Source organism: Sorangium sp. So ce1153 (assembly GCF_051521595.1).
In the GTDB taxonomy this organism is placed as follows: domain Bacteria; phylum Myxococcota_A; class Polyangia; order Polyangiales; family Polyangiaceae; genus Sorangium.
On record NZ_CP150361.1, the window covers coordinates 5,623,649 to 5,650,303 of the forward strand.

The 26,655-nt window shown below is 73.1% G+C and carries 20 protein-coding genes and 1 pseudogene; 12 read left to right on the forward strand and 9 right to left on the reverse strand.

The window, feature by feature from the left end:
- Window positions 1-81 precede the first annotated feature (81 nt).
- From WME85_RS19975 to WME85_RS20000, 6 genes are all read right to left on the reverse strand, one after another.
- Entirely contained in the window at window positions 82-1,320 is a 1,239-nt protein-coding gene (locus WME85_RS19975; protein WP_437840260.1) for a sugar ABC transporter substrate-binding protein, read from the reverse strand.
- Between the two features lie 108 nt (window positions 1,321-1,428).
- On the reverse strand, window positions 1,429-3,378 hold the full coding sequence (locus WME85_RS19980) for a YjhG/YagF family D-xylonate dehydratase (protein WP_437840261.1): 1,950 nt from the start codon (window positions 3,376-3,378) through the stop codon (window positions 1,429-1,431).
- Window positions 3,375-4,880: an aldehyde dehydrogenase (NADP(+)) gene (locus WME85_RS19985; protein ID WP_437840263.1), complete on the reverse strand. Its 1,506-nt coding sequence runs from the start codon at window positions 4,878-4,880 to the stop codon at window positions 3,375-3,377. The genes WME85_RS19980 and WME85_RS19985 overlap by 4 nt, the downstream gene beginning before the upstream one ends.
- 9 nt (window positions 4,881-4,889) lie before the next feature.
- On the reverse strand, window positions 4,890-5,756 hold the full coding sequence (locus tag WME85_RS19990) for a fumarylacetoacetate hydrolase family protein (RefSeq protein WP_437840264.1): 867 nt from the start codon (window positions 5,754-5,756) through the stop codon (window positions 4,890-4,892).
- A gap of 282 nt (window positions 5,757-6,038) precedes the next feature.
- The gene (locus WME85_RS19995; protein WP_437840266.1) at window positions 6,039-7,412 is read right to left on the reverse strand and encodes a sigma-54-dependent transcriptional regulator; all 1,374 of its coding nucleotides are present in this window, start codon (window positions 7,410-7,412) and stop codon (window positions 6,039-6,041) included.
- Window positions 7,409-8,938 carry an ATP-binding protein gene (locus tag WME85_RS20000; protein ID WP_437840268.1) on the reverse strand — a complete coding sequence of 510 codons (1,530 nt, stop codon included), beginning with the start codon at window positions 8,936-8,938 and terminating at the stop codon, window positions 7,409-7,411. The genes WME85_RS19995 and WME85_RS20000 overlap by 4 nt, the downstream gene beginning before the upstream one ends.
- 152 nt (window positions 8,939-9,090) lie before the next feature.
- On the opposite strand from WME85_RS20000, the gene gspC reads away from it, so the two are divergent.
- On the forward strand, window positions 9,091-10,041 hold the full coding sequence (gspC, locus tag WME85_RS20005; protein ID WP_437840269.1) for a type II secretion system protein GspC: 951 nt from the start codon (window positions 9,091-9,093) through the stop codon (window positions 10,039-10,041).
- A gap of 9 nt (window positions 10,042-10,050) precedes the next feature.
- On the opposite strand, the gene WME85_RS20010 is transcribed toward gspC, so the two are convergent.
- Window positions 10,051-10,509: a hypothetical protein gene (locus WME85_RS20010; RefSeq protein ID WP_437840270.1), complete on the reverse strand. Its 459-nt coding sequence runs from the start codon at window positions 10,507-10,509 to the stop codon at window positions 10,051-10,053.
- Window positions 10,510-10,782: 273 nt separating this feature from the next.
- Here WME85_RS20010 and WME85_RS20015 point away from each other — a divergent pair, with 273 nt between their 5' ends.
- The 9 genes and pseudogenes from WME85_RS20015 (at window position 10,783) to WME85_RS20055 (ending at window position 19,476) form a co-directional block, all read left to right on the forward strand.
- The gene (locus WME85_RS20015) at window positions 10,783-10,926 is read left to right on the forward strand and encodes a hypothetical protein (RefSeq protein ID WP_436618051.1); all 144 of its coding nucleotides are present in this window, start codon (window positions 10,783-10,785) and stop codon (window positions 10,924-10,926) included.
- 21 nt (window positions 10,927-10,947) lie between these two features.
- Entirely contained in the window at window positions 10,948-11,865 is a 918-nt protein-coding gene (gene pqqB / locus WME85_RS20020; protein WP_437840272.1) for a pyrroloquinoline quinone biosynthesis protein PqqB, read from the forward strand.
- Complete coding sequence (pqqC, locus tag WME85_RS20025; protein ID WP_437840273.1) at window positions 11,862-12,563, forward strand: pyrroloquinoline-quinone synthase PqqC; 702 nt, start codon at window positions 11,862-11,864, stop codon at window positions 12,561-12,563. The genes pqqB and pqqC overlap by 4 nt, the downstream gene beginning before the upstream one ends.
- Before the next feature lie 7 nt (window positions 12,564-12,570).
- Window positions 12,571-12,831: pseudogene (gene pqqD / locus WME85_RS20030) on the forward strand (pyrroloquinoline quinone biosynthesis peptide chaperone PqqD); the annotation flags it as partial.
- Between the two features lie 210 nt (window positions 12,832-13,041).
- On the forward strand, window positions 13,042-14,103 hold the full coding sequence (pqqE, locus tag WME85_RS20035; RefSeq protein WP_437842332.1) for a pyrroloquinoline quinone biosynthesis protein PqqE: 1,062 nt from the start codon (window positions 13,042-13,044) through the stop codon (window positions 14,101-14,103).
- On the forward strand, window positions 14,100-15,737 hold the full coding sequence (locus tag WME85_RS20040; RefSeq protein WP_437840274.1) for an MFS transporter: 1,638 nt from the start codon (window positions 14,100-14,102) through the stop codon (window positions 15,735-15,737). Before pqqE ends, WME85_RS20040 begins: the two co-directional genes overlap by 4 nt.
- Window positions 15,738-16,240: 503 nt before the next feature.
- The gene (locus tag WME85_RS20045; protein WP_437840276.1) at window positions 16,241-17,518 is read left to right on the forward strand and encodes an AAA family ATPase; all 1,278 of its coding nucleotides are present in this window, start codon (window positions 16,241-16,243) and stop codon (window positions 17,516-17,518) included.
- 218 nt (window positions 17,519-17,736) lie between these two features.
- On the forward strand, window positions 17,737-18,198 hold the full coding sequence (locus WME85_RS20050; RefSeq protein WP_437840277.1) for a hypothetical protein: 462 nt from the start codon (window positions 17,737-17,739) through the stop codon (window positions 18,196-18,198).
- Window positions 18,199-18,555: 357 nt separating this feature from the next.
- Entirely contained in the window at window positions 18,556-19,476 is a 921-nt protein-coding gene (locus WME85_RS20055; RefSeq protein ID WP_437840279.1) for a CBS domain-containing protein, read from the forward strand.
- Between the two features lie 80 nt (window positions 19,477-19,556).
- Here the strand turns inward: WME85_RS20055 and WME85_RS20060 are convergent, their stop codons facing one another.
- Window positions 19,557-20,483 (reverse strand): SRPBCC family protein, encoded by a 927-nt coding sequence (locus WME85_RS20060; RefSeq protein ID WP_437840280.1) that lies wholly within the window; start codon window positions 20,481-20,483, stop codon window positions 19,557-19,559.
- A gap of 585 nt (window positions 20,484-21,068) precedes the next feature.
- Here WME85_RS20060 and WME85_RS20065 point away from each other — a divergent pair.
- Complete coding sequence (locus tag WME85_RS20065; RefSeq protein WP_437840282.1) at window positions 21,069-23,249, forward strand: bifunctional alpha,alpha-trehalose-phosphate synthase (UDP-forming)/trehalose-phosphatase; 2,181 nt, start codon at window positions 21,069-21,071, stop codon at window positions 23,247-23,249.
- A gap of 103 nt (window positions 23,250-23,352) precedes the next feature.
- Window positions 23,353-25,095 carry a DUF389 domain-containing protein gene (locus WME85_RS20070; protein WP_437840283.1) on the forward strand — a complete coding sequence of 581 codons (1,743 nt, stop codon included), beginning with the start codon at window positions 23,353-23,355 and terminating at the stop codon, window positions 25,093-25,095.
- 30 nt (window positions 25,096-25,125) lie between these two features.
- On the opposite strand, the gene nhaA is transcribed toward WME85_RS20070, so the two are convergent.
- On the reverse strand, window positions 25,126-26,532 hold the full coding sequence (gene nhaA / locus WME85_RS20075; RefSeq protein ID WP_437840284.1) for a Na+/H+ antiporter NhaA: 1,407 nt from the start codon (window positions 26,530-26,532) through the stop codon (window positions 25,126-25,128).
- Window positions 26,533-26,655 lie beyond the last annotated feature (123 nt).

Sequence of the window (26,655 nt, forward strand, 5' to 3'; positions counted from 1 at the left end):
GGCGCCCGCGGGGCGCTACTTCACGTCTGCTTCACGTTTATCTGCGTCGACTTCACGCCTATTTTGCGTCTACTTCAACGTCTACTTCACGTCGGATTCGGACTCGTTCATGATCTTCACGCCCGAGATGTTGACCCCGCAGGGCGGGAACTCGTTGGGCGTGAAGAAGTTGTCGGAGAGCTGCGAGAAGAAGTTCTCGCCGTCCTTCAGCGTGGTGTGATCGGCGGCGGGGATCGGCACGGAGATCATCTGCGGCATCACCTTGCCTTGCAGGGCCTCGAGCGCCGCCTTCATGGCGATGGCCGCGAGCCCCGGCGACTGGCCGAGCGACAGGCCCTTCATGCCCTGTTCGTGGTGCTTCGCGATCAGCTTGCGCACGCCGTTCTCGGCCTCGGTGGCGACCGGGATCGGCTTGTGGCCGGCGTCGAGCAGCGCGCGGACGGCGCCCGTCGAGCCGCCCTGCGCGAAGAGCGCGTCGAACTGGCGGTGCACGGCCAGCGCGTCGGCGACCGCCTTCTGCGCCTTGCCGTCGTCCCAGCTGCCCACCACCTCCACGATGGTGTAGCTCTTCCCCGGCGCTTCCATGACCTCGCGGAAGCCGACGTGGCGGTCGCGATCGACGGAGTTGCCCTGCAGGCCGCGGACCTCGAGCACCTTGCCCTTCCCGCCGAGCTGCTTGTCGATGAACTCGCCCCACTGGCGCCCCATCGCCAGCTGGTCCTCGTTGACCTGCATCACCTTGTCCGTGTCGAGCACGTTGTCGAACGGAACCAGGACGACGTCCTTCTTGTCAGCGAGGCGGATCACGCGATCGAAGCCGTCGGGGCTGACGGCGAGCGTGGCGATGCCGTCGAAGCCCTGGTTGATGAAGTCCTCGATCGCACCGAGCTGGGCCGCGACGTCGGTGCCGGTCGACACCACCTTGAACTCCTTGAGCAGCGGCGCGATCGCCGGGTCCTTGGCGAAGGCCTTGGCCGTCTTGACCATCTGGATGCGCCAGGCGTTACCGACGTAGCCGTTGACGAGCGCGAGGCGGAACGGCGGCTTTCGCGCCGTCCACTGCAAATACTTGGTGTCCTTCTTCCACGGCGCGAAGCACTCGGGGTTGAAGCCGGGCCCTGACACGACCTTGGGCCCTTGCCCGCTCGTCGCCTGCCCGCTCGTCGCCTGCCCGCTCGGCGCCTGCTCGACCGCGGCGCTGGCGGCGCCACCTGCGGCCTGAGTGCTTTCGGGCTTACCTTTGCAGGCAGAGAGGCCCCAGAGCCCGAGCGCGCAGCTCAACACCGCCGCTGCGCGCCGCGCCGCTCCACGAGACACCAACTGGCCAATCGACATCGTGCCGCTACCTTTCGAGCAAAGAGACGTGGTTAGACAGATACTCTACGGCCCATCACCTGGAAAATGGAAGAGTGACCGGAGCTCAACCGCTCATGCACCCGAGGAGCCCCGCTCAGCCGCGATGGCGCGACCGAGGAGCCCGATGATGCGCTCCGCGTCATAGACGCACCCACCCCAGCTGCCGCCGCTGGCATCCTGAAGCGCAGCCCACAATCGCGTATCCGCGTTCACCCGGCCGTCGGGTTGGAGGGCCGGATTGGGCGCACGGGCGGCGAGACCGCCGGCGTCCACGCCCACGACGTCCACCGTGCCCTCCAGCCTGCGCGTGTCGATCCGGAGCCTGATGCGGTCGCCGTCGCGCACGCGGCCGATGGGCCCACCCGCCCACGCCTCCGGGCTGACGTGGCCGAGGCACGCCCCGGTGGAGACGCCGGAGAAGCGACCGTCCGTGACCAGGGCGATGCGGTGCCCGTCCTTCACGTGCTTGAGGGCGGAGGTGATCTGGTACGTCTCCGGCATTCCGATCCCGGGGCCGATGCCGATGAGCACCATCACGTCACCCGGTTGCACGGCGCCAGCCTTGATCGCCTCGATCGCCGCGTCCTCGCTGCCGAACACGCGCGCAGGTCCCTCGTGCAGATAAACGCCGTCCGGTCCGATCGCCTGGGGAGCGATCGCGGTGCTCTTCACGAGCGCTCCCTCGGGCGCGAGGTTGCCGCGCAAGAAGGTCACCGTGCTGGTGAGGCCGCGCTCGCGCGCCTTCCCGGCGGACATGATCACGTCGTCCGGGTCGATGCCGTCCAGCTGCCGTAGCTTGTCGCGCAGGCGCCGGCGCCGCTCGCTGCGCTCCCACCACTCGAGGTTCTCGCCCAGCGTCCGGCCGCTGACGGTGCGCGCGTCGAGCCGCAGCAGGCCGAGCTCGCGCAGGTGGAGCATGACCTCCGGGACGCCTCCCGCGAGGAAGACCTGGACCGTGGCGTAGTGTCGCGGCCCGTTGGGCAACGCGTCCACGAGGCGCGGAACGAGGGCGTTGACGCGCGCCCAGTCGTCGACCGTGGGGCGCCGGAGCCCAGCCGCATGGGCGATCGCCGGCACATGGAGCACCAGATTGGTCGACCCGCCGACGGCGGCGTGCAGCACCATCGCGTTGTGAATGGAATCGTCGGTGACGATGTCCCGCGTGGTCACGCCGCGTCGCTCCAGGGCCAGGAGCGCGTGCGCGGAGCGGCGGGCGAGGTCGCGCCAGATCTCGGCGCCCGACGGGCTGAGCGCGCCGTGCGGGAGGGCGAGGCCGAGCGCCTCCGCCACCACCTGGCTCGTCGCGGCCGTCCCCATGAACTGGCAGCCGCCGCCGGGGGAGCCGCAGGCGCGACAGCCCATCTCGGCGGCGTGGTCGAGGCTCACCTCGCCGCGCGCGAAGCGCGTCGCGAGGGTCTGGACCTTGGCGGTGTCCTCCGCCTCCTCGGCGAGGAGCGTGACGCCCCCCGGGACGAGCACCGTGGCGAGGTCGAGGGTGCCGGCGAGCGCCATCAACATCGCCGGCAGGCCCTTGTCGCAGGTGGCGACGCCGAGCACGCCTCGGCGGGTGGGCAGCGAGCGAATCAGCCTTCTGAAGACGATGGCGGCGTCATTGCGGTAAGCGAGGCTGTCGAGCATGCCGACGGTGCCATTGGTCCGCCCGTCGCACGGATCGCTGACATAGCCGGCGAACGGAATGGCCCCGCTGGCCGACAGCGTGCGGGCGGCCTCCTCCATGAGCAGGCCCACCTCCCAGTGTCCCGTGTGGTAGCCGAGCGCGATCGGCGTGCCGTCGGGCGCGCGGATCCCCCCCTGCGTGCTGAGCACGAGGAACTGCTTCCCGCCGAGGCGCGCAGGATCCCACCCCATCCCGGCGTTCTGAGTCCAGCCGAACAGCTCGCCGCTGGACATGGCGCGGAGCCGCTCGGCCTCGAGCGGGAGGCGCCCCGACGGTCCAGGCGCGGTGGTGCGGAGCGTGTAGATCGCCTCGCTGCCGGACTCGAACACCGGGTCGTGGCTCATGCGCGGGGCGCGAGGGGGTCGCGGGTGGTCCGGCCATCGACGAGGCGCGATATCCCGAGCGGATTCTCGTCGCGCAGCTCCCGCGGGAGCAGCGCGGGCGGACACGACTGGTAGCAAACGGGACGCGCGAAGCGGAAGATGGCCGCGGTTCCCACCGAGGTGAAGCGCACGTCGCTGGTGGCTGGATACGGCCCGCCGTGGTGCATGGCGTGCGACACCTCCACGCCCGTCGGGTAGCCGTTGAAGAGCAGGCGGCCAGCGACCCGGCCGAGGACATCGACAAGGTCCTGGGCGGCGGCGAGATCGTCGTCGGTCCCGTGAAGCGTGGCGGTGAGCTGGCCTTCGAGCGCGCCGAGGAGCTGGAGCAGCTCTCCGCGGCTCGACGCGGTGACGAGCAGCGTGTACGGCCCGAAGATCTCGTGCGCGAGGTGCGGCTGCCGCGCGAAGTCGGCGGCGGAGACGCGTGCGACCCGCGCGCCGGTGTCGGTCAGCCACTCCACCCCTTTCAGCTCCCGCACGGCGCGGTCGAACGACGCCTGGATACCGGCGTGCAGCATCACGCCGGGCGTGACCGCGCGGGATCGGTCGGCGACCGACCGCGCGAACGCATCCCATTCAGGGGAGGCCAGCCCCAGGACGAGGCCCGGCTTGGTGCAGAACTGGCCGACGCCGAGCGTGCACGAGTTGACCAGCCCTTCGGCGATCGCGTCGCGGCGCTCGCGCAGCGCGCCGGGCAGCACGACCAGCGGGTTGACGCTGCTCATCTCGGCGAAGACCGGGATGGGCCGCGGGCGGGCGGCGGCGGCGTCATGGAGGGCGCGGCCGGCGCGGGTGGACCCGGTGAAGCCCACCGCCTGGATGGCCTCGTGGCGCACCAGCGCGAGCGAGACCTCGGGCGAGGCGCCGTGCACCATGCCGAACACGCCAGCGGGCAGGCTCGCCTTCTGGACGGCGGAGCGCAGGGCCGAGGCCACGAGGTCGGAGGTGCCGGGGTGCGCCGGGTGGGCCTTGACCACGACCGGGTTGCCCGCGGCGAGGGCGGAGGCGGTGTCGCCGCCGGCGACGGAGAACGCGAGGGGGAAGTTGCTCGCGCCGAAGACGGCGACCGGGCCGATCGGACGCAGCATGCGGCGCACGTCGGGGCGCGGGAGCGGCTTGCGGTCCGGCAGCGCGGGATCGATCCGGGCATCGACCCAGGAGCCCTCGCGCACGACGGCGGCGAAGAGGCGCAGCTGGCCGGTGGTGCGGCCGCGTTCGCCTTCGAGGCGGGCGACGGGCAGCCCGGTTTCGCGGTGCGCGGTCTGGATCAGCGGCTCGCCGAGCGCCATGATCTCGTCGGCGGCGGTCTCCAGGAACCGGGCGCGCACCTCCGGCGCGAGGTCGGCGAGGGCCCCCGCTGCCGCGGCGGCGGCGCGCGCGGCGGCGTCGATCTCGGCGGCGGTGGCGTCGCGGAAGGCGCCGAGTTTTTCCCCGGTGGCGGCGTTATGGGCGAAGAATTCCATGGTGCCTCGTCAGCCTCGAGATACGGGGTTCGCCAGCGTGCCGGCGCCCGGGATCGTGATCTCCACGAGGTCGCCAGGCTCCAGGGTGAACGAGTCTGGCGGCACGATGCCGGTCCCGGTCATGAGCACGACGCCCGCGGGGAAGCTCAGCTCGCGCGTGAGGTAAGCGACGAGCTCCTCGGGCGCGCGCCGCATCCTCGCGGTCGAGGTCTCCCCCGCGAACACCGCCTCGCCTTGGCGCCGGATCGCGAGCTGGATGGAGAGCGCGCGCAGATCCAGCCCGGGCTCGTCCGCGAGCGCGATCGCGGGGCCGAGCGCGCAGCAGCCGTCGTAGACCTTCGCCTGCGGCAGGTAGAGGGGATTGTCGCCCTCGATGGACCGCGACGAGACGTCGTTGCCGGCCGTGTAGCCGACGATGCGGCCCGCCGCGGACACGACGAGCGAGAGCTCCGGCTCGGGCACGTTCCAGCTCGAGTCGCGCCGGATGCGCACCGGCGCGCCCGGGCCGACGACCAGGCGGGGCGTCGCCTTGAAGAACAGCTCCGGGCGCTCGGCTTCGTACACGCGGTCGTAGAAGTCGCCGCCGCCGGCGCTCTCTTCTTTGCGCGCGTTGCGCGAGCGCTCGTAGGTGACGCCCGCCGCCCAGACATCCTGCTCGTCGATCGGGGCGAGCAGCGGGACGTCGGGCGGGAGGGGATGGGCTCCGGCGCGCGCGCGCGCGTCGCGCACCGCGCCGAGGGGATCGGGCAAGGCGAGCCACGAGGCGACGGACGCGAACGCCTCCGGGGACGCCGCCGTGAGATCGTGGCGCGCTCCCTGCTCGTCCTCGATGCCGAGGCGCGGCCCGCCACCGCCTGCAAACCGAAACAGCTTCATGCCTGCGCCTTCCTGAGCACGACGGCGGGGTTCCAGCGCCCCGGGTCACCGTCGGTGCAGCGTCGAAGGCCATACCACAACTTCTCCGCTCACCGCGATCGCGATAATGCTACAGTGTGAACGTTCACATCGCAGATATCAGCGCCTGTCGGCGGGGCCGCGGGTACCCCTGAGCCCGAGAGATCGGCGGCCCCGAGGTCCACCGCTGGCGCGACGCGACGGGGCCCGTACTCAAGCGGCAGACGCTCACCTTCCGGGGCTACCGGCAGCCCGAGCGGCCGCTCACGCCCCCTCGTCGCCCTCGCTCCCCCCGCCGAACCAGCGCTGGAGCGTGCGCCGGTCGACGCCGAGCAGCGCCGCGGCCCGCTGCTTCTTGCCCCCCGCGCGCCGCAGGACGATCTGCGCGTACTCGCGCTGGAGCTCGTCGAGGGTCATCAGCCGGTCCGCCGCGGTCTCCAGGAAATCCGGCGCGCCCCGCCGCGCGCGCACGCCCTCGGGGAGGTCGTCCGGGGAGATCCGCCCGCCGTCGCAGAGCGCCGCCGCCCGCTCGACCGCGTTCTCCAGCTCGCGGACGTTGCCCGGCCAGTCGTACGCGAGCAGCCGCTTCACCGCCGCGCCGGAGAACCCGGCGATCGGCTTGCCCGCGTGCGCGGCCGCGCGGGCCAGGAAGTGCTCGGCGAGCGGGAGGATGTCGTCCGTCCGGTGCTTGAGCGGCGGGATCGCGATCTCGATCACCGCGAGCCGGTAGAAGAGGTCCTCGCGGAACGAGCGCTCGGCGACCGCCGCCCGCAGATCGCGGTTCGTCGCCGCGACGACGCGCACGTCGACGGGCTCGGACGACGCCGAGCCGACCGGGCGGACCTCCCGCTCCTGGAGCGCGCGCAGGAGCTTCGCCTGGAGCGGCAGGGCGAGCTCGCCCACCTCGTCGAGGAAGAGCGTCCCGCCGTCGGCCTCCTGGAACATCCCGGGCCGGTCGCTGCGCGCGTCCGTGTACGCGCCCTTGCGCACCCCGAAGAGCTCCGCCTCGATGAGCGCCTCCGGGAGCGCCGCGCAGTTGACCGCCACGAACTTCCGCGCGCGGCGCCGGCTCTCGCCGTGGAGGGCGCGCGCCACGAGCTCCTTGCCGCTGCCGCTCGGGCCGCTCACGAGCACCGTCGCGGGGCTCGGGGCCACGCGCCTCACGAGCGCGATCACCTCCTCGATCGCCTGGCTGCGCCCGATCATCCCCGCGATCGAGAACCGCTGCGCGACCTCCGAGCGGAGCTCGGTCAGCTCGACCGTCATCGCCCGCTGCCCGAGCGCCCGCTCCATCCGGAGCGCCATGTCCGCGGGCTGGAACGGCTTCGGCAGGTAGTCGAACGCGCCGGCGCGCATCGCGCGGACCGCCGTGTCGATCGAGCCGAACGCGGTCATGGCGATGATCGCCGCCCGGGGGTCGAAGCGCGCGATCCGCTCGATGAGCTCGATCCCGTCCATCTCGGGCATGCGCACGTCGGTCACGACGAGGTCGAACTCCCGCTCCTCCAGGAGCGGCAGCGCGAGCAGCGGCGCTGTCAGCGTCACCGGCTCGTGGCCCATGTCGCGGGCGATGTCGGCCACGAGCTTCACCATCTCGAGCTCGTCGTCGATGACGAGCACCTTCGCCCGGGCGCTCACGCGAGGGCCTCCGCGCCGCGCGCGCCGATCGGCGCGCCGGCCCCGCGCGGCAGGGTGACGCGGAAGCAGGCGCCGCCGTGGGCGCCGTGGGCGCCGTGACCTGGCGCGACGAGCTCGACCGAGCCGCCCGCCTCGCGCACGAGCCCCTCGACGATCGCCAGCCCGAGCCCGGTGCCGCCGCGGTCGCCCCGCGACGTGAAGAACGCCTCGAAGATGTGCTCGGCGACGTCGGGGGGGACGCCCGGCCCGCGATCCTCGACCTCGAGCGCCGCCTTGCGGGCGTCGAGCTTCCGGAGCCGCACCGTGATCTCGCCGCCGCTCGGCTGCGCCTGCGCCGCGTTCAGGCACAGGTTGAACACCACCTGGAACAGGTGGTCCGCGTCGAGCACCACGTGCAGCGGCGCCTCGTCGGGCTCGATCCGGGTCGTGATCCCGCGCTGCCGGCACTCGGGCCCGAGGAACGACAGCACCTCGCGCGCGACCTGGGCCACGTCGCTGCCGCGGCCGAGGAGCCGCGGCGGGCGGGCGACCGAGAGCAGCCGGGCCACGACGCGCGAGATGCGCTCGGACTGGGTCGCGATCGTCTCCAGCTCGCCGCGGGTGGCCTCGGGCCAGCCCGGCTGGTCCGCGAGGCGGCGGGCGCGCGCCAGGATCACGTTGAGCGGGGAGCCGATCTCGTGGCCGATCGAGGCGACCACCTGCCCGACGGCCGAGAGCGCGTGCGCCTGCTGCAGCTTGCGCTCGACCGCGGCCCTGGCGGCCTGCTCCTGCTCGAGGTGGGCGCGCGCCTCGGCGAGCGAGGCCGTCATCGCGTTGAACGCCCGCGCGAGCCGCCGGAGCTCCTCGGCGCCCGCCTCGGGCACCGTCACCCCGAGCTCGCCGCGCGCCACCCGCTCGACGCCCGCGACGATCGCGCCGGCAGGGCGCCCGACCGTCGCCCGGCTCGCGAACGCCGCGATCAGGGCGGTGGCGGCGAGGAGCGCGGCCCCGGCGAGCGCCAGCCCGCGGTTCGAGCTCCGCGCGAACGCGTCGAGGTAGCGGAGCTCCCGGACGACCACCGCGACGACCGACAGCCCGCGCTGCGAGAACGTGACGGTGCGCACGAGCGCCGGCGCCCCGCCGAGCGTCTGCTCCTCCTCGATCTCGGCGCCGGTCGCGAGCGCCCTCCGCGCGAGCGCCGCGAGCGCCGCCGCCTCGCCGGCGATCGGATCGGTCACGAGGATCGGGGCCCCGCCGGCGTCGAACGCCGCGATCCCGAGGATGCGGTCGGCCTGCGCGAGCCGCTCGATGCGGTGCTTGAGCAGCTCGACCTGGCCGCGCTCGACGGCCCCGCCGATCGCCGCCTCGACCAGGCTCGCGTGGTGGCGCAGCTCGGCGGCCGCCTGGCTGCGGAGGAACTGGTGCCGGGTCGTGTGGATCGCCGCGCCGTAGAGCGCCACGGCCAGGACGATCGGCGCGAGGAGCATGAGCCACAGCTGGAGCGTCAGCCCCATCGCGCTCCGCCCCTCTCGGTCTTGCGCGGTCATGCGATCCATTGTCCCAGATGCGACACGAAGTCGCACCTCATCGGTCCTGTCCTTCTCGTCATGCGCTGGCGGGCAGCAACTCCCAAGCCACCTGGGCACGGATGCTGCTCTGTCGCAGTCCGCTGTCGACGACCGATTCGATCCGAAAGACGATGGTGATTCCGGAACTCCTCATCAAGCGAGCTTTCCCGGCGCTCCTCGGCGGGATGATCATGACGGCCGCGTACCATCAGGCGCGCGGGATCTCGTCCTTGATCGCGGCCGTGTGGACCACCGATCTGCCGCGCTCGCGGCCGCCCGTGCGGCCGCCGCCGCCGGCCGACGATCCCGGCGTCCACGCGACGAGCGCGGCGGCCATCCTCGCGCGGAACCCGTTCGACTCGGTGACGGGGCCCCTCACGCCGAGGCCCGTGGCGCCAGGGGAGGGGGACGGGGGCCCCGCCGCCTCTGGCGATCCCTTGCTGGACCCGACCTGCGAGGACGCGCGCGTGCTGCTGATCACCGCCTCGGAGGACCCCACCTGGTCGTTCGCCACGATCGCGGTCGGGCGGGGCGAGCCGCTGCTCCGCCGGGCGGGCGATCCGGTCGAGGGGCGCTCCGTCCTCGCGATCGGCTGGGATCGCGTGTGGCTCGCGGAGCCGGGGGCTCGCTGCCAGGTCCGCATCGGCGACAACCGCCGCGCCCCGGCGCGGGCGGCGGCGCCCGCGCCTCCGGCCGCGCCCAGGCCGCCGAAGCGCGGGGCGCTCCCGCCGGAGATCGCGTCGAAGATCCGGAAGGTGAGCGACACGGAGTTCGTCGTCGACCGGACGGCGATCGATCTGGTCCTGGAGAAGCAAGGCGAGCTCATGCGCTCCGCGCGCATCGTCCCGGCGCGGGAGGGAGAGCGGGTGATCGGCGTCCGCCTCGCGCGGGTCACGCCCGGCTCGCTGCTGACGGCGGTCGGCCTGCGCACCGGGGACACGGTCCGTTCGATCAACGGGTTCGATATGACCGACCCGCAGAGCGCGCTCCAGGCCTATGCCCGGCTGCGCTCGGCGGACAACCTCGCGGTGGTGGTCCAGCGGGGCGGAAAGGACATGACGATCGATCTCCGGATCCAGTGAGCCTCGGGCTCACAGGTCCATGACCTCGACCTGGTCCGACTCGGAGGCTCCCTCGGTGATGCGCAGGAGGCCGTCGAGCAGGTGGCCGAAGACGTCGTCGAGGCTATCGCCGCCCGGCGCGCCGAGCAGCGGGACCGAGTCGCCCCAGTCGCTGACGAGCATCGTCTCGCGCTCGTCCGGCGGCGGCCAGGACAGGCTGATGACCGCGCGCGTCCGGGCGCTGATCGCCAGCGCGTCGAGCGGGCGGCCCGCGAGCACGTCCCGCGCGCGCCTGAGCTCCTCGTGGAGCTTCCGCGCCGGGAGCATCACGCGCCGGCCGCCGAGCGCCCCGGCGACCTCGTGGACCGTCTTGAACTCCTCACCAGGCCTCCCTTCCTCGAGGTGGTGCTGGATGCTGTCCCGCAGCAGCGCGTACACGATCCAGCGCTGCTCGATCCACCCCTTCGGCCCGGAAAACGACAGGCTCATGACAACTTTTTAGCGTGCTCATAGTTTGAGGTCAAATTAATATCCATCGCGTGTACTGCGTCTCCGGACGGGGGGAGCCGCGCGCTGTACGGATCGACCTGAATGCGGAGTCGGGGGCGTGGCGTCGAACGCCGTTTGCGCTGCGAATCGTGCTTGACGTGGGACTTCCTGGTGCTGAATCTCGTGTCCCGAGGCTGTGAAGCGGTCGAGTGGCGGCCTCGCGTTCGCGGCCGCCGATCGCCGTCGTTCACGCAATCGAATCAGGAGGCCACCATGCGCTACGAGAAGCCCGAGTTCGTCGAGATCAAGATGGACGCCGAGATCGGCTCGTATCAGAGCGACTTCGACCCTGACCCGATCCGCTTCACGCGCCCGGCTCCGGCGGAGCGCGCGGACGCAGCGGGCGAGGCCGAGTAAGGGCCCCGGGCGAGCATCGGAATGCGCCTCTGCGTCCTGGGTTCGTCCGCCGGCGGCGGTCTCCCGCAATGGAACTGCGCCTGCCCGAACTGCGTCGAGGCGCGCCGCGGCTCGCCGCGCGTGCGCCCTCGCACCCAGGACGCGCTCGCGCTCGGGGTGGGCGACGGCCGCTGGTTCCTCGTCAATGCGTCCCCCGACGTCCACCGGCAGATCGAGGCATTCCCGCCGCTGCAGCCGCGGGCGGGCCGCGCCTCGCCGATCGCCGGCGTGATCCTCACGAATGGCGATCTCGACCATGCGCTGGGCCTCTTCTCGCTGCGCGAGAACACGCCGCTCGCCGTCTACGCGACCGAGGCCGTCTATCGCGGCCTCGCCGAGGGCAATACGATGTTCCGCACGCTCCAGCGCTTCCCCGGGCAGACCGTGTGGCGGCGCCTCGAGCTGGAGCAGCCCACGGAGCTCGCGGGGCCGGACGGCGCGCCGACCGGGGTGACGGTGGTGCCTGTCGCGATGCCGGGCAAGGTGCCGAAGCACCTGGAGGGCCTCGCGCCGCCCTCGCCGGAGGACAACATCGGCCTCTGGGTCCGCGACGCCGCGAGCGGGCGCCTCGCGGTCGTCGCGACGGCCGTGGGGTCCGCGGGCGAGTACGTGCCGCGCCTCGACGGCGCGGACGTGTGCTTCTTCGACGGCACCTTCTGGTCGAGCGACGAGCTCGTGCGGCTCGGGCTCGGCAAGGCGCGCGCCGAGGACATGGCGCACCTGCCCATCGGCGGCGACGGCGGGAGCCTGAGGCTGCTCGCGGGCGTCGCCGCGGGGCGGAAGATCTACACGCACATCAACAACACCAACCCGATCCTCGTCGAGGGCTCGCCCGAGCGGCGCGCCGTGGAGGGGGCGGGCTGGGAGGTGGCCGCCGACGGCCTGGTGATCGACCTATGAACGACGCGCCGCTCTCGCGGGAAGCGTTCGTCGCGCGGCTGCGCGACGAGGGCGCCCGGCGCTACCACGACAACCACGCGTTCCACCAGCGCATGCACCGCGGCGAGCTCTCGCGCCGCCAGATCCAGGGCTGGGTGCTGAACCGTTATTATTACCAGACGCGGATCCCCATCAAGGACGCGATCCTCCTCTCGAAGAGCGAGGATCCGTCGTTCCGGCGGCTCTGGATCCACCGCATCGTCGACCACGACGGCGCGCGCGAGGGCGAGGGGGGGCTCGCGCTGTGGCTGCGGCTCGCGGAGGGCGTGGGGCTCGACCGCGACGAGGTCGCGGGCCTCACGAAGGTGCTGCCCGCGGTGCGCTTCGCCTGCGACGCGTACGTGACGCTGGTGCGCGAGCGCAGCCTGCTCGAGGCGGTGGCCTCGTCGCTCACGGAGTTCTTCGCGCCGGATCTCATGTCCCGGCGCGTCGTCGCCTGGGAGCAGCACTATCCCTGGGTCGACCGGGCCACGCTCGACTACTTCCGCGGGCGGGTGACGCGCGCGCGGGCCGACTCGACCGAGGCGATCGACTTCGTCACGGCGCGCGCGACCACGCGCGCCGCGCAGGAGGCGTGCGTCGCGGCGCTCATCACGAAGTGCGACATCCTCTGGGCGATGCTCGACGCGATCGCGGCGGCCTACGGGCCCGAGGCGTGACGCCGGGATGAGCCTCGCGCCCGGCGACCGGCTCCTCCTCGCGAGCAAGGCGCGGCTCGTGCGCGACCGCTCCACGGGCCGCGAGATCCTGCTCTACCCGGAGCGCGGCCTCGCGCTGAACCCGGTCGCCGCGGCGGTCGCCGCGCGCCTCGACGGCACGCGCACCGTGGCCGCGATCGCCGCGGAGATCGCGGCGACCTTCGCGGCCGCGCCGCCGGGCGAGGTGGAGCGCGACGTGATCGCCTTCCTGGAAGAGCTCGCCGCGCGCGGGCTGCTCGAGCGAGGCGCCGCGGAGGCCGCCGGGGGCGCCGCGCGGGCGGCCGGGGATGCCGCGCGGGCGCCCGGCGATGCCGCGCTGGCGGCCAGGGACGGGGAAGCCGCGGAGGCCCCCGGAGGCGCGGCCCCGCGCGGGACCGCGCCAGCGCTCGCACCAGGGGGCGGCGCGGCCGCCGAGGCGGCGTCGCACCGCCCCTACACGCTGATCGCGGAGCTCACCTACCGGTGCCCGCTGCGGTGCCCGTACTGCTCGAACCCGATGGAGCTCGCGGGCGCTGCCGGCGAGCTCTCGACGGAGACGTGGTGCCGCGTCTTCGCCGAGGCGGCCGAGCTCGGGGTGATGCAGCTCCACCTCACCGGCGGCGAGCCGCTCGCCCGGCGCGACCTCGAGGCGCTCGTTCGCCGCGCCCGCGAGCTCGGCCTCTACACGAACCTCATCACCTCCGGGGTCCCGCTCGCGCGCGAGCGCCTCGCCGCGCTGCGGGCGGCGGGGCTCGACAACGTGCAGCTCAGCGTCCAGGACGCCGACGCGGAGCGCGCCGATCGCATCGCCGGCTACGCGGCCTTCGATCACAAGCTCGCGGTGGCCGGGTGGGTCAAGGCCGAGGGCCTGCCGCTCACGGTCAACGTGGTGCTGCACCGGGCGAACATCGAGAACGTGCCGGCGATCATCGCGCTAGCCGAGCGGCTCGGGGCCGACCGCCTCGAGCTCGCGAACACCCAGTACCTCGGCTGGGCGCTCGCGAACCGCGCGGCGCTCCTGCCGGCGCGCGACCAGCTCGAGCGCGCGTTCGCCGTCGCCTCGGCGGCGCGCGAGCGGCTGCTCGGCCGGATGGAGATGGTCTTCGTCACGCCGGACTACCACGCCGACTGGCCGCGGGCGTGCATGGATGGCTGGGCGCGCCGCTACCTGCACGTCGCGCCGGGCGGGCTGGTGCTGCCGTGCCACGCGGCGCACACGATCCCGGGGCTCGGCTTCGAGAGCGTGCGCGAGCGGCCGCTCGCCTGGATCTGGCGCGAGTCGCCGGGCATGCGCCGCTTCCGCGGCGACGCGTGGATGCCGCAGCCCTGCCAGGGCTGCGACCGCCGCGCGGTCGACTTCGGGGGCTGCCGCTGCCAGGCCTACCACCTCACCGGCGACGCCGCCGCGACGGACCCGGCGTGCTCGCTCTCGCCGGCGCACGGGATCGTCGAGGAGGCCCGGCTCCGCGCCGCCTCCGCGCGGGCCGAGCCCCGCTATCTCTACCGCGGCGCGCCCCGTTGAGCGCCGCCGCGCCCGGCTCCCCCGCGCCCGGCTCCCCCGCGCCCGGCTCCCCCGCGCCCGGCTCCCCCGCGCCCAGGCCGTACGCCGTGCTCGGCGTGGTCGCCGTCGGGACCCTGATGTCGGCGCTCGGGAGCAGCCTCATCAACGTGGCGGTGCCGCTCGTCCGCCGCGACCTCGGGGCCGACATGGGCGCCGCGAGCTGGGTGCTCGCCGCCTACTCGCTCTCCGTGAGCGCGCTGCTCCTTCCGTTCGGCCGGCTCGGCGATCGCCACGGCAAGGGGCGCGTGTACGCCGCGGGGTTCGGCGTCTTCGGCGCGGGCTCGGCGCTCTCCGCGCTCGCGCCCACGCTCGCGTCGCTCATCGCGGCGCGCGCCCTCCAGGGGGCGGGGGCGGCGATGCTGATGGCGAACGGCCCGGCGCTCACCACCGCCGCGTTCCCGCCGGCGCAGCGCGGCCGCGCGCTCGGGCTGCAGGCGACGGCGACGTACCTGGGCCTCTCGCTGGGGCCGTCGATCGGCGGCTGGCTCGCGCAGCGCGCCGGCTGGCACGCGGCCTTCTGGGTCAACGTGCCGATCTCGCTCGCGGGGGCGCTGCTCGCGCGGTCGCTGCTCGCCCGGTCGCTCCTCGGGCGCGGAGCGGCCGGCGTATCGGCCGGCGCGGCCCCTGGCGCCGGGGGAGGCGCGGGCTCGCGATCGTCGACCGCGGGTCCCGCCGCCGGCCGCGGCGCCGACTCTCCGCCGTCGACTCCGGGCCAGGCGTCGGCTCCGCCCGCGCTTGACGTGCGCGCGCGGCCCTTCCCGTGGGCGAGCGCGATCCTGTTCGGCGCGGCGCTGAGCGCGCTCCTCGTCGCCCTCACGCGCGGCCAGCGCTGGGGTGTCCTGAGCCCCAGGGTCGTTGGCCTCCTCGCCCTGGGCGCCTTGCTCGCCGCGGCGTTCGTGCGGGTGGAGCGGCGGAGCCCGGCGCCGCTGCTCTCGGCCGCGCTCCTCGCGCAGCCGGCGCTCGTGACCGGGCTCGTCGCCGCCTTTCTCCAGTATGCGGCGGCGTACATGATGCTGTTCCTGCTGCCGTTCTACCTGCAGGGGCCGCTCGCGATGAGCGCGGCGGACGCAGGCCTGGTGATGACGGTGCAGCCGGCGGTGATGGCGGCGACCACCGCCGCGAGCGGCTGGCTCTCGGACCGCGTCGGCGCGCGCGGGCCCGCGCTCGCGGGCATGACGGGGCTCGCCGTGGGGCTCGCGCGCCTGGCGACGATGGGCCCCGAGCCGGGGCGCGCGAGCCTGCTCGCCGCGCTCGCGCTGGTGGGGCTTGGCTCGGGGCTTTTCACCGCGCCGAACAACAGCCGCATCATGGGCGCGGCGCCGCGCGATCAGCAGGGCGCCGCGGCGGGCCTGCTCGCCGAGGCGCGCAACGTGGGGATGCTGTGCGGCGTGGCCGCCGCCGGGGCGATCTTCGCGGCGCTCGGCGGCGGGCGGCCGGGCGAGGTGGCGGGGGGTGAGGCGTTCGGCGCGTTCGGTGTGGCGTTCCGGGGGACGATGCTCGTCGCGTCGGCCCTCGCGGTCCTGGGGGCGGGCGTGACCGCGGCGCGATCGGCTCCGCGCGCGGGGGCGGTGGCGCCGGCGGGGCCGCCGCGATAGCGCGACCGGAAGCGGTCTCGGCGGGCGTCCGGACCAGCTTTGCCTCACATCAGCGTGATCGCCCTGGGTTTCGAGGCGGGCGATCAGCTTTCAGGACAAGCGCGTCAACGTACGCCGGCCCCTACTTCGCTCGCTGGAAGGGCGTCGCCGCGCCTGGAGCCAGGCGTCCGCCGCGGTCCGCACGGAGGCTCCGGACGGCGCCCGAAGGGGGCGCTAGCTCCCCGGGGGCACCGTTCGCCCCGGAGGGCGGCTCGGCGAGGTTGAGTGGGCTGAGCTCATGAAGCGGACGTGGGGGGTCGACTTGCTCCGCTGCCCCAAGTGCGATCGCAAGGGTGCGGGCGCCCGCCCGCGCTTTCGACTTCGGCAGAGGTTGCCGTCTCCGCGGCCCCTGGTGTACGTCCGCAGACGCGGGCAACGGTTGCCCGCGTTCGCGCGCGACGCCGCCGACATCATGCCGGGCACCATCGACAAGAACCGGAAGCAGACGAAGCGAGGCAGCGCCCATGCTTGAGTCGATTCACCTCAAAAACGTCGGCCCCGCGCCCGAGATGACGATGAATCTGGCGCCGAGGCTGAACCTCGTCACGGGAGACAACGGGCTCGGGAAGAGCTTCCTGCTCGACGTGGCGTGGTGGGCGCTGACGCGGACGTGGGCCCGCCATCCTGTCGTCCCGACCACGAAGGGCGCATCGATCTCGTATTCGTACACGAAGAAGACGCCCAAGCCCTACACCTACACGAGCAAGTACGACCCCGCCGTCGAGCGATGGAGCGTGAACCAGGGGCGCCCCGCGATCCCTGGGCTCATCCTGTATGCACAGGTGGACGGAGCGTTCTCCGTCTGGGATCCGGCGCGAAACTACTGGACGGAAGACACGCCCGATCGCCCGAACGCCTACCTCTTTTCGGCGTCCGAGGTCTGGGCAGGGAACCAATACTGCGAGGGCCTGCTTCGCGACTGGGGCTCGTGGCAACGCGAGAAGAGCCGCCCCTTCGAGCTCTTGAGCAAGGTGCTCGGGGCGCTGTCGCCGTCGAGCGACGAGAAGGAGAAGCTTCAAGCGGGCGATCTGCGCAAGCTCACGGTGAGCGACCCCCTCAGGTACCCGACCTTGCGTATGCCCTACGGCGAAGACGTCGCCGTCATCCACGCCTCGGCCGGGATGCGCAGGATCATCGCGCTCGGCTATCTCCTCATCTGGACGTGGGAGGAGCACCTCGCCTCTGCGAGGGTGCGCGGCGAGCAACCGGCGAAAGAGGTCGTCTTCCTCATCGACGAGATCGAGGCCCACCTGCATCCGCAATGGCAGCGACGCATCGTACCGGCGCTCTTGCAGGTGATGGACATCCTCACCGGGCAACACGGTTCGCGAGTCCAGCTCGTCGCCGCGACGCACTCCCCGCTCGTCCTGGCTTCGGTCGAGCCTCTCTTTGACGCCGACGAGGACGCTTGGTTCGATCTCGATCTGGACCGCACGAACAAGCCCTATTCCGTCAAGCTGACGCCGCGGACCTACGTGCGCCACGGCGAGGTCGGCAATTGGCTCACGAGCGAAGCCTTCGATCTGAAGGAGCCCAGATCGCTCGAGGGCGAGCGAGCCGTGAAGGCAGCTCTAGCCCTGATGGACCAAGAGGCAGCTTCCGACGTCGCCGTCGCCGCTGCGGACAAGGCGCTGAGAGACGCCGGTCTGCCCGACATCGACCCGTTCTGGGTGCGATGGGGCTACTTCCGCGACCGTCGAGCAGAACAGGCACCGGCGAAGCCGCGGCGGAGGCGGACGTGATCCGGGTTGTCCTGGCCGGCGAGCCACCCAGCTTCGATGATCTCGTTCGCAAGCGAGGCAAAGAGGCGATCGCGAGGCTCTTGGGCAAGCCTGTGAAGGGCAAGGGGGGCCGCAAGCCGAAAAAGACCTATCCTCGCGCAAGAGACATCCCTTCGGAGAGGTTCCCGGCCCTCTGGCGTCGGCCTCGTAGAGCCGACGGCAAGAGCACGCTCGACGACATGATGGACCTCTACGGCCAGCAGTGCGCCTACCTCGCCATGCACATCGAGAGGGCGATGGGGAGCCCGACGGTCGACCACTTCATCCCGACGTCGAAGAACTGGCGCCTCGTCTACGAGTGGTCGAACTATCGGCTCAGCGCAGCCTACGTGAACACGGCCAAGGGGGCGCTGGATGTGGTGGACCCATTCGAGGTGCAGGCAGGGTGGTTCGAGCTCGACTTCGCGACGTTTCACGTTCAGCGAGGACGCGGCGCGCCGAAGGCGCAGCATGCGAAGATCGACAACACCCTGCCCATGTTGAACCTTCGTGACTGCTGGCAACAGCGCGAAGAATATGTGAAGCTCTATTGGCTCGGCCCGGGCAACAAGGGGATCGATCTCGCGTTCCTGGAGCACCGCGCGCCCTTCATCGCGTCCGAGTTGCGACGCCAGGGGAAGCTCGTGCGAGGCGACGCCTGAGGCACGCGCCCGCGATGGGCCGGCGTTGGGCCGGGCGACGCTGGAGAACGGCCGGGTGAGGTAGGCGACAGCGTCGGAGTCTGACGCACGGCGGCCAGCCTGATCGTTCTGAGGCAGACGATCAGCTTTCGAGGCGCGGACAGCTTCTAAGGCAATAAGGCAAAGCTGTCCGAACTGCCCCCGGCGACCGGAACCGGTCTCGGCGGGCGTCCGAACTGCCCCCGGCGACCGGAACCGGTCTCGGCGGGCGTCCGAACCGCCCCCCGGCGACCGGAGCCAGTCTCGCGGGGGCACCCAACGCTTCCCAGCGTGACCGCCCAGCCGTGGCCATGGGCGCGGTACCTTGCGGCTCTTGCGATGGTCGACGACGCCAGGCGCGGGGCCGCGTCGGCCTGTTCCGGGGCGGGGCACGCATCGCCGCCGTTGGCCGCCCTTTCGCGCTTCGCGCGCATGTGCATTCCGCAGCCGATCCGGCGCTCAACAGGGACGAAGGACAGCGCGCCCGTCACAGCGTCAGCTATCGAGAAACGGTGCGTCTCTCGTGCGAGGTTGCCAGTGGCCATGAAGCGCGAGGCGCACGACCTGGCACAGGCCCATGTCTTCCTGATACGCGCGGGCTTCTGTACCGGGCAGTCGATCGTCGTCGACAGCGGCGCCGTCCTCGTGCGACGGCGACCGGTCGCCGCCGCAGGATCGGCCCCCGCGGCCCAGGGCGTGGGTATGGCCGCGGCGCGAATGAGCTCGACAGGGCGCCTCGCCGTGCATCATGGCCCGCTGTTTGCTGGACTTCGAGACGGGACGATGGGCGTCTCGAGCACGATTCTGAATGCGATTCCAGGAGGAGAGACCATGAACTGCTCCGAACTCATGAAGACCGACGTGGCATGCTGCAAGACGAGCGAGCCCGTCGAGAAGATCGCCGAGCTGATGCAGGCGCGGAACATCGGCTTCGTTCCAGTCTGCCGTGACGATGGCACCGTCATCGGGACCCTCACCGATCGAGACCTCGCGATCCGCGTGCTCGCCGAGCACCGCAGCGCCTCCTCGACGCGGGCAGAAGACGTCATGACCCGAGAGGTCGTTTACTGCAAGCCGGACGAGGAGTTGAGCGTGGCCGAGCGCCTCATGAGCGATCACAAGAAGTCGAGAATCGTCTGTGTCGATGACCAGAAGCACCCTGTCGGCGTCATCAGCCTGTCGGACATCGCCGCCAGGGACGGCGGGGCGAGATCGTCGGAGCTGCTGAGCTCGATCTCCGAGCGCGAGGCGCGCGCGTAGCGCCCCGGCCCCACGTCCGCGCGCGGTCAGGCGCGCGCCCCGCGCTCGCGGCGGGGCCACGCCACGCGCGCGGCCGTGAGTCAGGTCGAGCGGGCGCCCTGGAGGTCTCCGACGACCAGCACATCTCCACCGGCCGAGGCCGCGCCCTCCTCGAGCAAGGCCATGAAGCCCGCGAGGTCCTCAGCCATCGCGCGCTCCGGATCGGCGCCGAAGAGCGCCGCCACGGCGTCGCCGAGCGCGCCCGCGGGCGAGCTGTACGACATCCTGACGTCGAGGCGGGTGCCCTCGGGACACTCCTCGAGCCGCACGCTGCCCTCGTTCTCGATCGCCTGGCCGGGCAGGCTCCGCCATGCGACGACCTCGTTCGGCACGAGCTGCGTCAGCTCGGCGTCCCAGGAGACGGCGATGGCCGCCGGGCCAACGGCGGTCCAGCGCATGCGGCCGTCGCCCAGCGTCTCCACCTGGCGCAGGTGCGACATGAACCCGGGGAAGCTCTCGAACTGGATGAAGGCCAGGAACACCTCCCGGATGGGCGCGCGCACCGTGATCGTCTTCTGGAAGTCCACGGCCGCCCGGCGCCCCGCGCCGACGCCGGGCACGCGCCTCGCCGGGCGATCGTCGAGCCCCCGGAGCAGCACCGCAGCGCCGACGACGCCGAGCAAGGCCCCGAGCGGACCGCGGCGCTTGATCGCGTAGCCCACGAGCCCCACGCCGAGCGCGCCCACCAGCACGCGCGCGGCAGGCGGCCAGCTCGCCTGCGTGAGCTCGAGCCGCTCGCCGGTCCGGGCGAGGTCGTGGGTGCTGCTGTCGAGCGATGTGCCCGCCCGGTGGGCGAGGCTCACGGCCCCCTCGCGGACGCTCGCGCGGCGCTGCGCGCCCCGGTCGGGATCGAGCGCGTACATGAGACCGGCTCCAAGGCCGAGCCCGGCCGCGACGGCCGCCCCACCGCCAAGATCGTACCGCCTGCGTCCAACCACCGATCGCAGCACCTTGTCGAACACGTTCATCGTGATCCTCCTCCGTACCTCGTCCCGTCAGGGCCCCGGGATGCGCCCCGCCTCCGCGCGCCATGGAAGGTCGGAGCCAGGGAACGCAGGGCAGATGGACCGGCCGTGCCGCGGCCGGCACCCTGGCTCATGCGGATTGCGCCGTCGGGGTGCGCCGTAGGCGACGCGCGGAGCCTCAGGGCACGAGGCACGGGCGCTGCTCCCGCGGGGGCACGATGGTTTCAGGTCAAAGCATCGTGCCTTCGCGCTCCGCGGGGCCGACCGCCGAGGGAGGCGGGGCCGAGCCGCGCGATCCGCCGCGCCGCGCCGCGTCGGACCGCGGGGCGATCGACGCGGGCGATCGTCCGGCACGCCGGATCAGCTTGCGTGAGGCCGCTCGATATGTTTTGAGTTCAAAGTAATCGAGCAGCCACGCCTGCCCGCGGCGAGCCGCGGGCAGCGTCGCGCTGTTTCATGTCCGGCGCCGCGCGGCAGCTCGCCTCGCGGCGCGCCGCCGTCTCCTGTGTCCGAGCGCGGCGCGCCCGGCGGCGGGGTCGGGCCGCGCGCCGGCGGGCGTTCCGCGCCACCGCAGAGGAGGGGAGTTCCATGCCTCGACTGCTCATCGTCTCCAACCGTCTCCCGATCAGCGTGCGGGTCGACCGCGGCGCGCTGTGCCTGACGCGCTCCTCGGGCGGCCTCGCCGCGGCGATGCGCGGCCCTCACGAGCGGATGTGCGCGCTCTGGATCGGCTGGCCGGGCAGCGTCGCGGGCCTCTCGCCGGAGCAGCGGCAGGACGCCGACGCGGCGCTCGCCGGGATCCGCGCCGTGCCCGTGCACCTCGGCGCCGCGGAGCAGAGCCGCTTCTACGACGGCTTCTCGAACGGCGTCCTCTGGCCGCTGTTCCATTACCTGCTCGACAAGGTGAACCTGGACGCGGAGCTCGACTGGGAGGCGTACCAGCGCGTCAACGAGCGCTTCGCCGACGCCGTGGCCGAGCAGTACACGCCGGGCGACGCGATCTGGGTGCACGACTACCAGCTCATGCTCCTCCCGGCGCTCCTCCGGAAGCGCCTGCCTGGGGCGCGGATCGGCTTCTTCCTCCACGTCCCGTTCCCGTCCGCCGAGGTCTTCCGCATCCTCCCGTGGCGCGAGCAGATCGTGCGGGGCCTGCTCGGCGCCGACCTGCTCGGCTTCCACACCGCCGGCTACCTCAGGAACTTCGCCGCGTCGGCCGCGCACGTGCTCGACGTGGATCCGGGCGAGGCGGCGATCGAGCACGACGGGCGCAGGGTCGCGCTCGGGGTCCACCCGATCAGCGTCGACGTCGCGGGGATCGAGCGGCTCGCGGCCCACCCCGGCGTCCGGGAGGAGGCGGCGCGGATCCGCGCCGAGGCGCGCGGCCGCAAGATCGTGCTCGGGATCGACCGCCTCGACTACACGAAGGGGATCCCGCGCCGCCTGCTCGCGATCGAGCGGTTCCTCGAGCGCGAGCCGGAGCTGCGCGACGATGTCCGGTTCATCCAGCTCGCCGTTCCCACGCGGGAGATGGCCGGCGCGTACGCCGACTTCCGGCGGCTCGTGCACGAGATGGTCGGCCGCATCAACGGGCAGCACGGCACGACGCACGCGACGCCGATCCACTACATCCACCGCTCGCTGCCGCTCGAGCAGGTGATCGCCCTCTACCTCGCCGCCGACGTGATGCTGGTGACCCCGCTCCGCGACGGGATGAACCTCGTCGCGAAGGAGTACGTGGCCGCGCGGATCGACGACGACGGCGCCCTGATCCTCAGCGAGTTCGCCGGGGCCGCGGCCGAGCTCTCGGAGGCGATCTCCGTCAACCCGTACGACATCGGCTCGGTCGCCGCGGCCGTGAAGCAGGCGATCGTGATGCCGCAGGCCGAGCAGCGGCTGCGGATGGCGGCGCTGCGGCGCCGCGTGGCCACGCACGACGTGCACACCTGGGCGCAGTCGTTCCTGGACGACCTCGACCGGGCCGCCGCGCCGGCGCCCGCGGCGGCCGGCATGGCCGCGCGCCGGGACGTGCCCGAGAGCGTCGTCGAGCGCGTCCGGCTGGCGCCGCAGCGCGTCTGGATCCTCGACTACGACGGCACGCTCGTCCCGTTCGCCCCGGTGCCCGACCTCGCGGCGCCCGACGAGGAGCTCCTCGCGCTGCTCCGGGCGCTGTCCCAGCGCGACCGCGTCCACGTCGTGAGCGGCCGCCGGCGGGCCGACATCGAGCGCTGGTTCGGCGCTTTGCCGCTCCACCTGCACGCCGAGCACGGCTTCTGGTCGCGCCCCATGGCGTGCGACGACTGGGTCCCGCTGGAGTCGGACGCCGCCGCCTGGAAGGGCGAGGTCCGGGCCGTGCTCGAGGACTTCACCCGGCGCACCCCGGGCAGCTTCATCGAGGAGAAGACGGTGACCCTCGCGTGGCACTACCGCACCGCCCAGCCCGAGCTCGCCGCCGAGCACGTGCGCGAGCTGCGCGCGCGCCTCGCGGAGCGCGTCTCCCTGGATGCCCTCGAGCTCCTCGGCGGCGCGAAGGTCCTGGAGATCCGGCCGCGCGGCGTCCACAAGGGGCGGGTCGTGCCGCTCATCCTGGACGACGTCCCGGCGCGGGCGGAGGTGATCGCGATCGGCGACGATCGCACGGACGAGGACATCTTCGCGGCGCTCCCGGCGTCGGCGTGCACCATCCACGTCGGGAACAGCAACAGCCGCGCCGCCTACCGGCTGCCCGACGCGGGCGCGGTGCGCAGCCTCCTGCGCTCGATCCATGCCTGACGGCGGGGACCGGCGCCGCCTCCGCTCGCGGCGCGGCGATGTCCACCGGCGCCCCGCGCTCCCCGAGGAACGCGCGGCGCCGACGCGCGTGGTGAGGCCCTCCATGGACCAGGATCCCGGCCGTGAGCCGCCCGCCGACGGGCCGTACGTGCGGCCCGCGGGGGCGGCCTTCCAGGACCGCATCGCGGCCGCCTTCGACATCACGCCCGAGGCCCGCGAGGCCATCGTCCGGGGCATGCTCGACCGGAGCGCCCGCGGGGCGGCCGGCTACTGGCTCCAGCTCCTGCTCGCGATGGGCATCGCCGCGCTCGGGCTCGTCCTCGGCAGCGGGGCGGTGGTCATCGGCGCGATGCTGATCTCGCCGCTCATGGGGCCCATCGTCGAGCTCGGCATGGGCCTCGCGATCGGCTCGCCCTTCCTCGCGCTGCGCTCGTTCTCGCGCGTGGCCTTCAGCATCGTCACGGTGGTGACGGGCGCCGCGCTGCTGACCTTGATGCTGCCGTTCCACGAGGTGACGGCGGAGATCGCCGCGCGCACCTCGCCGACGGCGCTCGACCTGCTCATCGCGATCTTCTGCGCGATCGCGGCGGCCTACACCACGGTGCGGCCCGGCTCGGACACGACCTCGACGGCCGCGGGGACGGCGATCGGCATCGCGCTGGTGCCGCCGCTCTGCGTGGTCGGCTACGGGATCGGCACGCGGGTAAAGAGCATCGCGAGCGGCGCCGCGCTGCTCTTCACGGCGAACCTCTGCGCGATCCTCCTGTTCGCGATCCTCTGCTTCCTGCTCCTCGGCTACGGCGCCGTCAGCACCGCGGAGCTCGAGCACGCCGAGCTCGCGAAGCAGAAGCCGGGGGCGATCCGCCGCGTGGCGCGCGTGCTCCAGGTCTTCTTCGAGCTCCGTCACGGGTGGATTTTTCGCGTGATGATGCCGCTCGCGCTGCTCGGCGCCGTGTACTTTCCGCTGCGCGAGGCGCTCGCGCGGGTGTCGTGGGAGGTCCGCGTCCGCGGGGCGATCCAGCGCATGCTGGACGCGCTGCCGCAGAGCACGGTGCGCTCGAGCCTCACCGTCGACCACGGCACCGTCGCGGTGCGCCTGGTGACGCTCGGGCGAGCCGACGAGGCCGAGCGGATCGAGCAGGACCTGCGCGACAAGATCGCCGCGGTCGCGGGCATGCCTCCGAAGGTGGATGTGATCGCCGTCCTCGACGCGAGCGCGCTGGAGGAGGTGGCGGCGTCGGTCCGGGCGACCTCGGCGCCCATCGACGTGGTGCGCAAGGAGCCCGAGCTCGTGCTCCTCCGCCAGGAACTCTCCGCCTCGCTCGCGGGCGCGTGGCCGCACGCGGCGGGGCCGCTCGTCGCGTGGCGGCTCCGGTTCCCGGAGAACGATCCGGTCGTCGTGGAGGTCGTGCACGTCGGGCCCGCGCTCGGCGACGCGGCGTCCGATCTGCTGGGGCGCGCGCTCTCGCGGGAGCTCGGCGCGGAGGTCGCGGTGCAGGACCGCGCCATCTCCCCGGAGCCGATCGTCGCCGAGCCGGCGGGCGGCTGGCCCTGGCTCCAGGCAGCCGGGCCCGCGCTCGCCTGGGTGGACGAAGCGGAGGCGCTCCACGGGTGCGTCGAGGTGCCCGCGGACCCCGGCGAGAAGCCGAAGCAGGACGCGGAGGACATCGGGGCGGTTCGCGCGGCGCTGCGGGCGCTGCCGGCGCTGCGCACGGACCGGGTCCACGTCCGCGAGGGCGCGCGGTGGCGGGCGGTCGTCTCGACGGCGCCGTGCGCGCCGCCGGAGCCCGCGACGGGCGACGCCGGCGCGCCGGAGGAGGCGGGCAAGGACGGGGGCGGTCGCTGAACAGGCCGCGCGAGCGCCCGCGCGCGGCGGCTACCGCTCCGTCGACGTCTCGGCCTCGTGGAGCGTCCGCGCCGCGCCGGGCGTCGGCACCCCCGAGAGCACGAGCCGGCCGACGAGGAGGCCGATCACGGCCGCCACGGCCGAGGCGAGCAGGACGCCGAGCTTGGCCGCGGCGAGCTTCGCGGCGTCGTCGAACGCGAGGCCCGCGATGAAGATCGCCATCGTGAAGCCGATCCCCGCGACGCAGCCGACGACGGCGATCCCCCGCCAGCCGACGCCGCGCGGGAGGGCGCAGACGCCGAGCCGCACCATCGCGAAGCTCGCGAGGAACACGCCGAGCGGCTTGCCCGCGACGAGCCCGACCATGACCCCGAGCAGGATCGTCCCCGAGGCCGCGTGGCCCAGCGACGAGCCGTCGACGCGGACGCCGGCGTTCGCGAAGGCGAACAGCGGCATGATGCCGTAGGCGACCCACGGGTGGAGCGCCGCCTGGAGCCGGACGACGGGCGCCAGCGCCTCGCGCTGGGCCTGCTTGATGCGCCGGAGGGGGCTCAGCAGCTCGTCCGCCCTGTGGCCCTCGCGCTCGGCGAGCGCGCCGACCTCGTCCACCACGCCGCGCGCCGTCTTGAGGAACCCGTGGCTGCCGAACCAGGAGCGCACCGGCGTCAGCAGCCCGATGACGACGCCGGCGATCGTCGGGTGGACGCCGGCGCGGAGCATGCCCAACCAGATCACGGCGCCTGGGGCCACGTAGGCCCCGGGGCGGCGCACGCCGAACCGCTGGAGCACGAGCACGGCCAGCACGCCGCCGCCGGCGATGAGCAGCCCGGTCCACGCGACGCCCGACGAGTAGAACAGCGCGATGACGATGATCGCGCCGATATCGTCGATGATCGCGAGCGCGAGCAGGAGCACGCGCAGGGCAGGGGGCACGCGCTTGCCGAGCAGGGCCAGCACGCCCACCGCGAACGCGATGTCCGTCGCCGTGGGGACGCCCCAGCCGTGCCGCGAGACAGGCGATGAGTTGAACGACAGGTAGAGGAGCGCGGGCGCGGTCATGCCGCCCGCCGCGGCGGCGACCGGCAGCGCGGCGCGCTTGAGATCCGAGAGCTCTCCCTCGTGGATCTCCCGCCGGATCTCCAGGCCGACGACGAAGAAGAAGATCGTCATCAGCCCCTCGTTGATCCAGAAGTGGAGGGGCTGCGTGAACACCAGCGAGCCGGCGCCGATCGTGATCGGGACGTGCCAGAGGTGCTCGTACGCGCCGCCCCACGGCGAGTTCGCCCAGGCGAGGGCGATGACGGACGCGATCAGGAGGACGATCCCGCTGGCGGCCTCGACGTGGAGGAAGCGATCGAGCGGGCCGAGGACGCGCTGGGCGAGGCGGCGCGCGGGGGCCCAGGTTCCGGGGGCGAGCTGGGAGTCGGGTCGATTCAATGGCCACCAGGCGCGAGTGACGTCGCGCATTTGGGGAAGGCGGCCCGACCGTCCCGTGATGACCTGTCGCGGCGCTCCACGGCCCCGACACCCGCACGGGAGAATACTCATCCGGGCAATCGA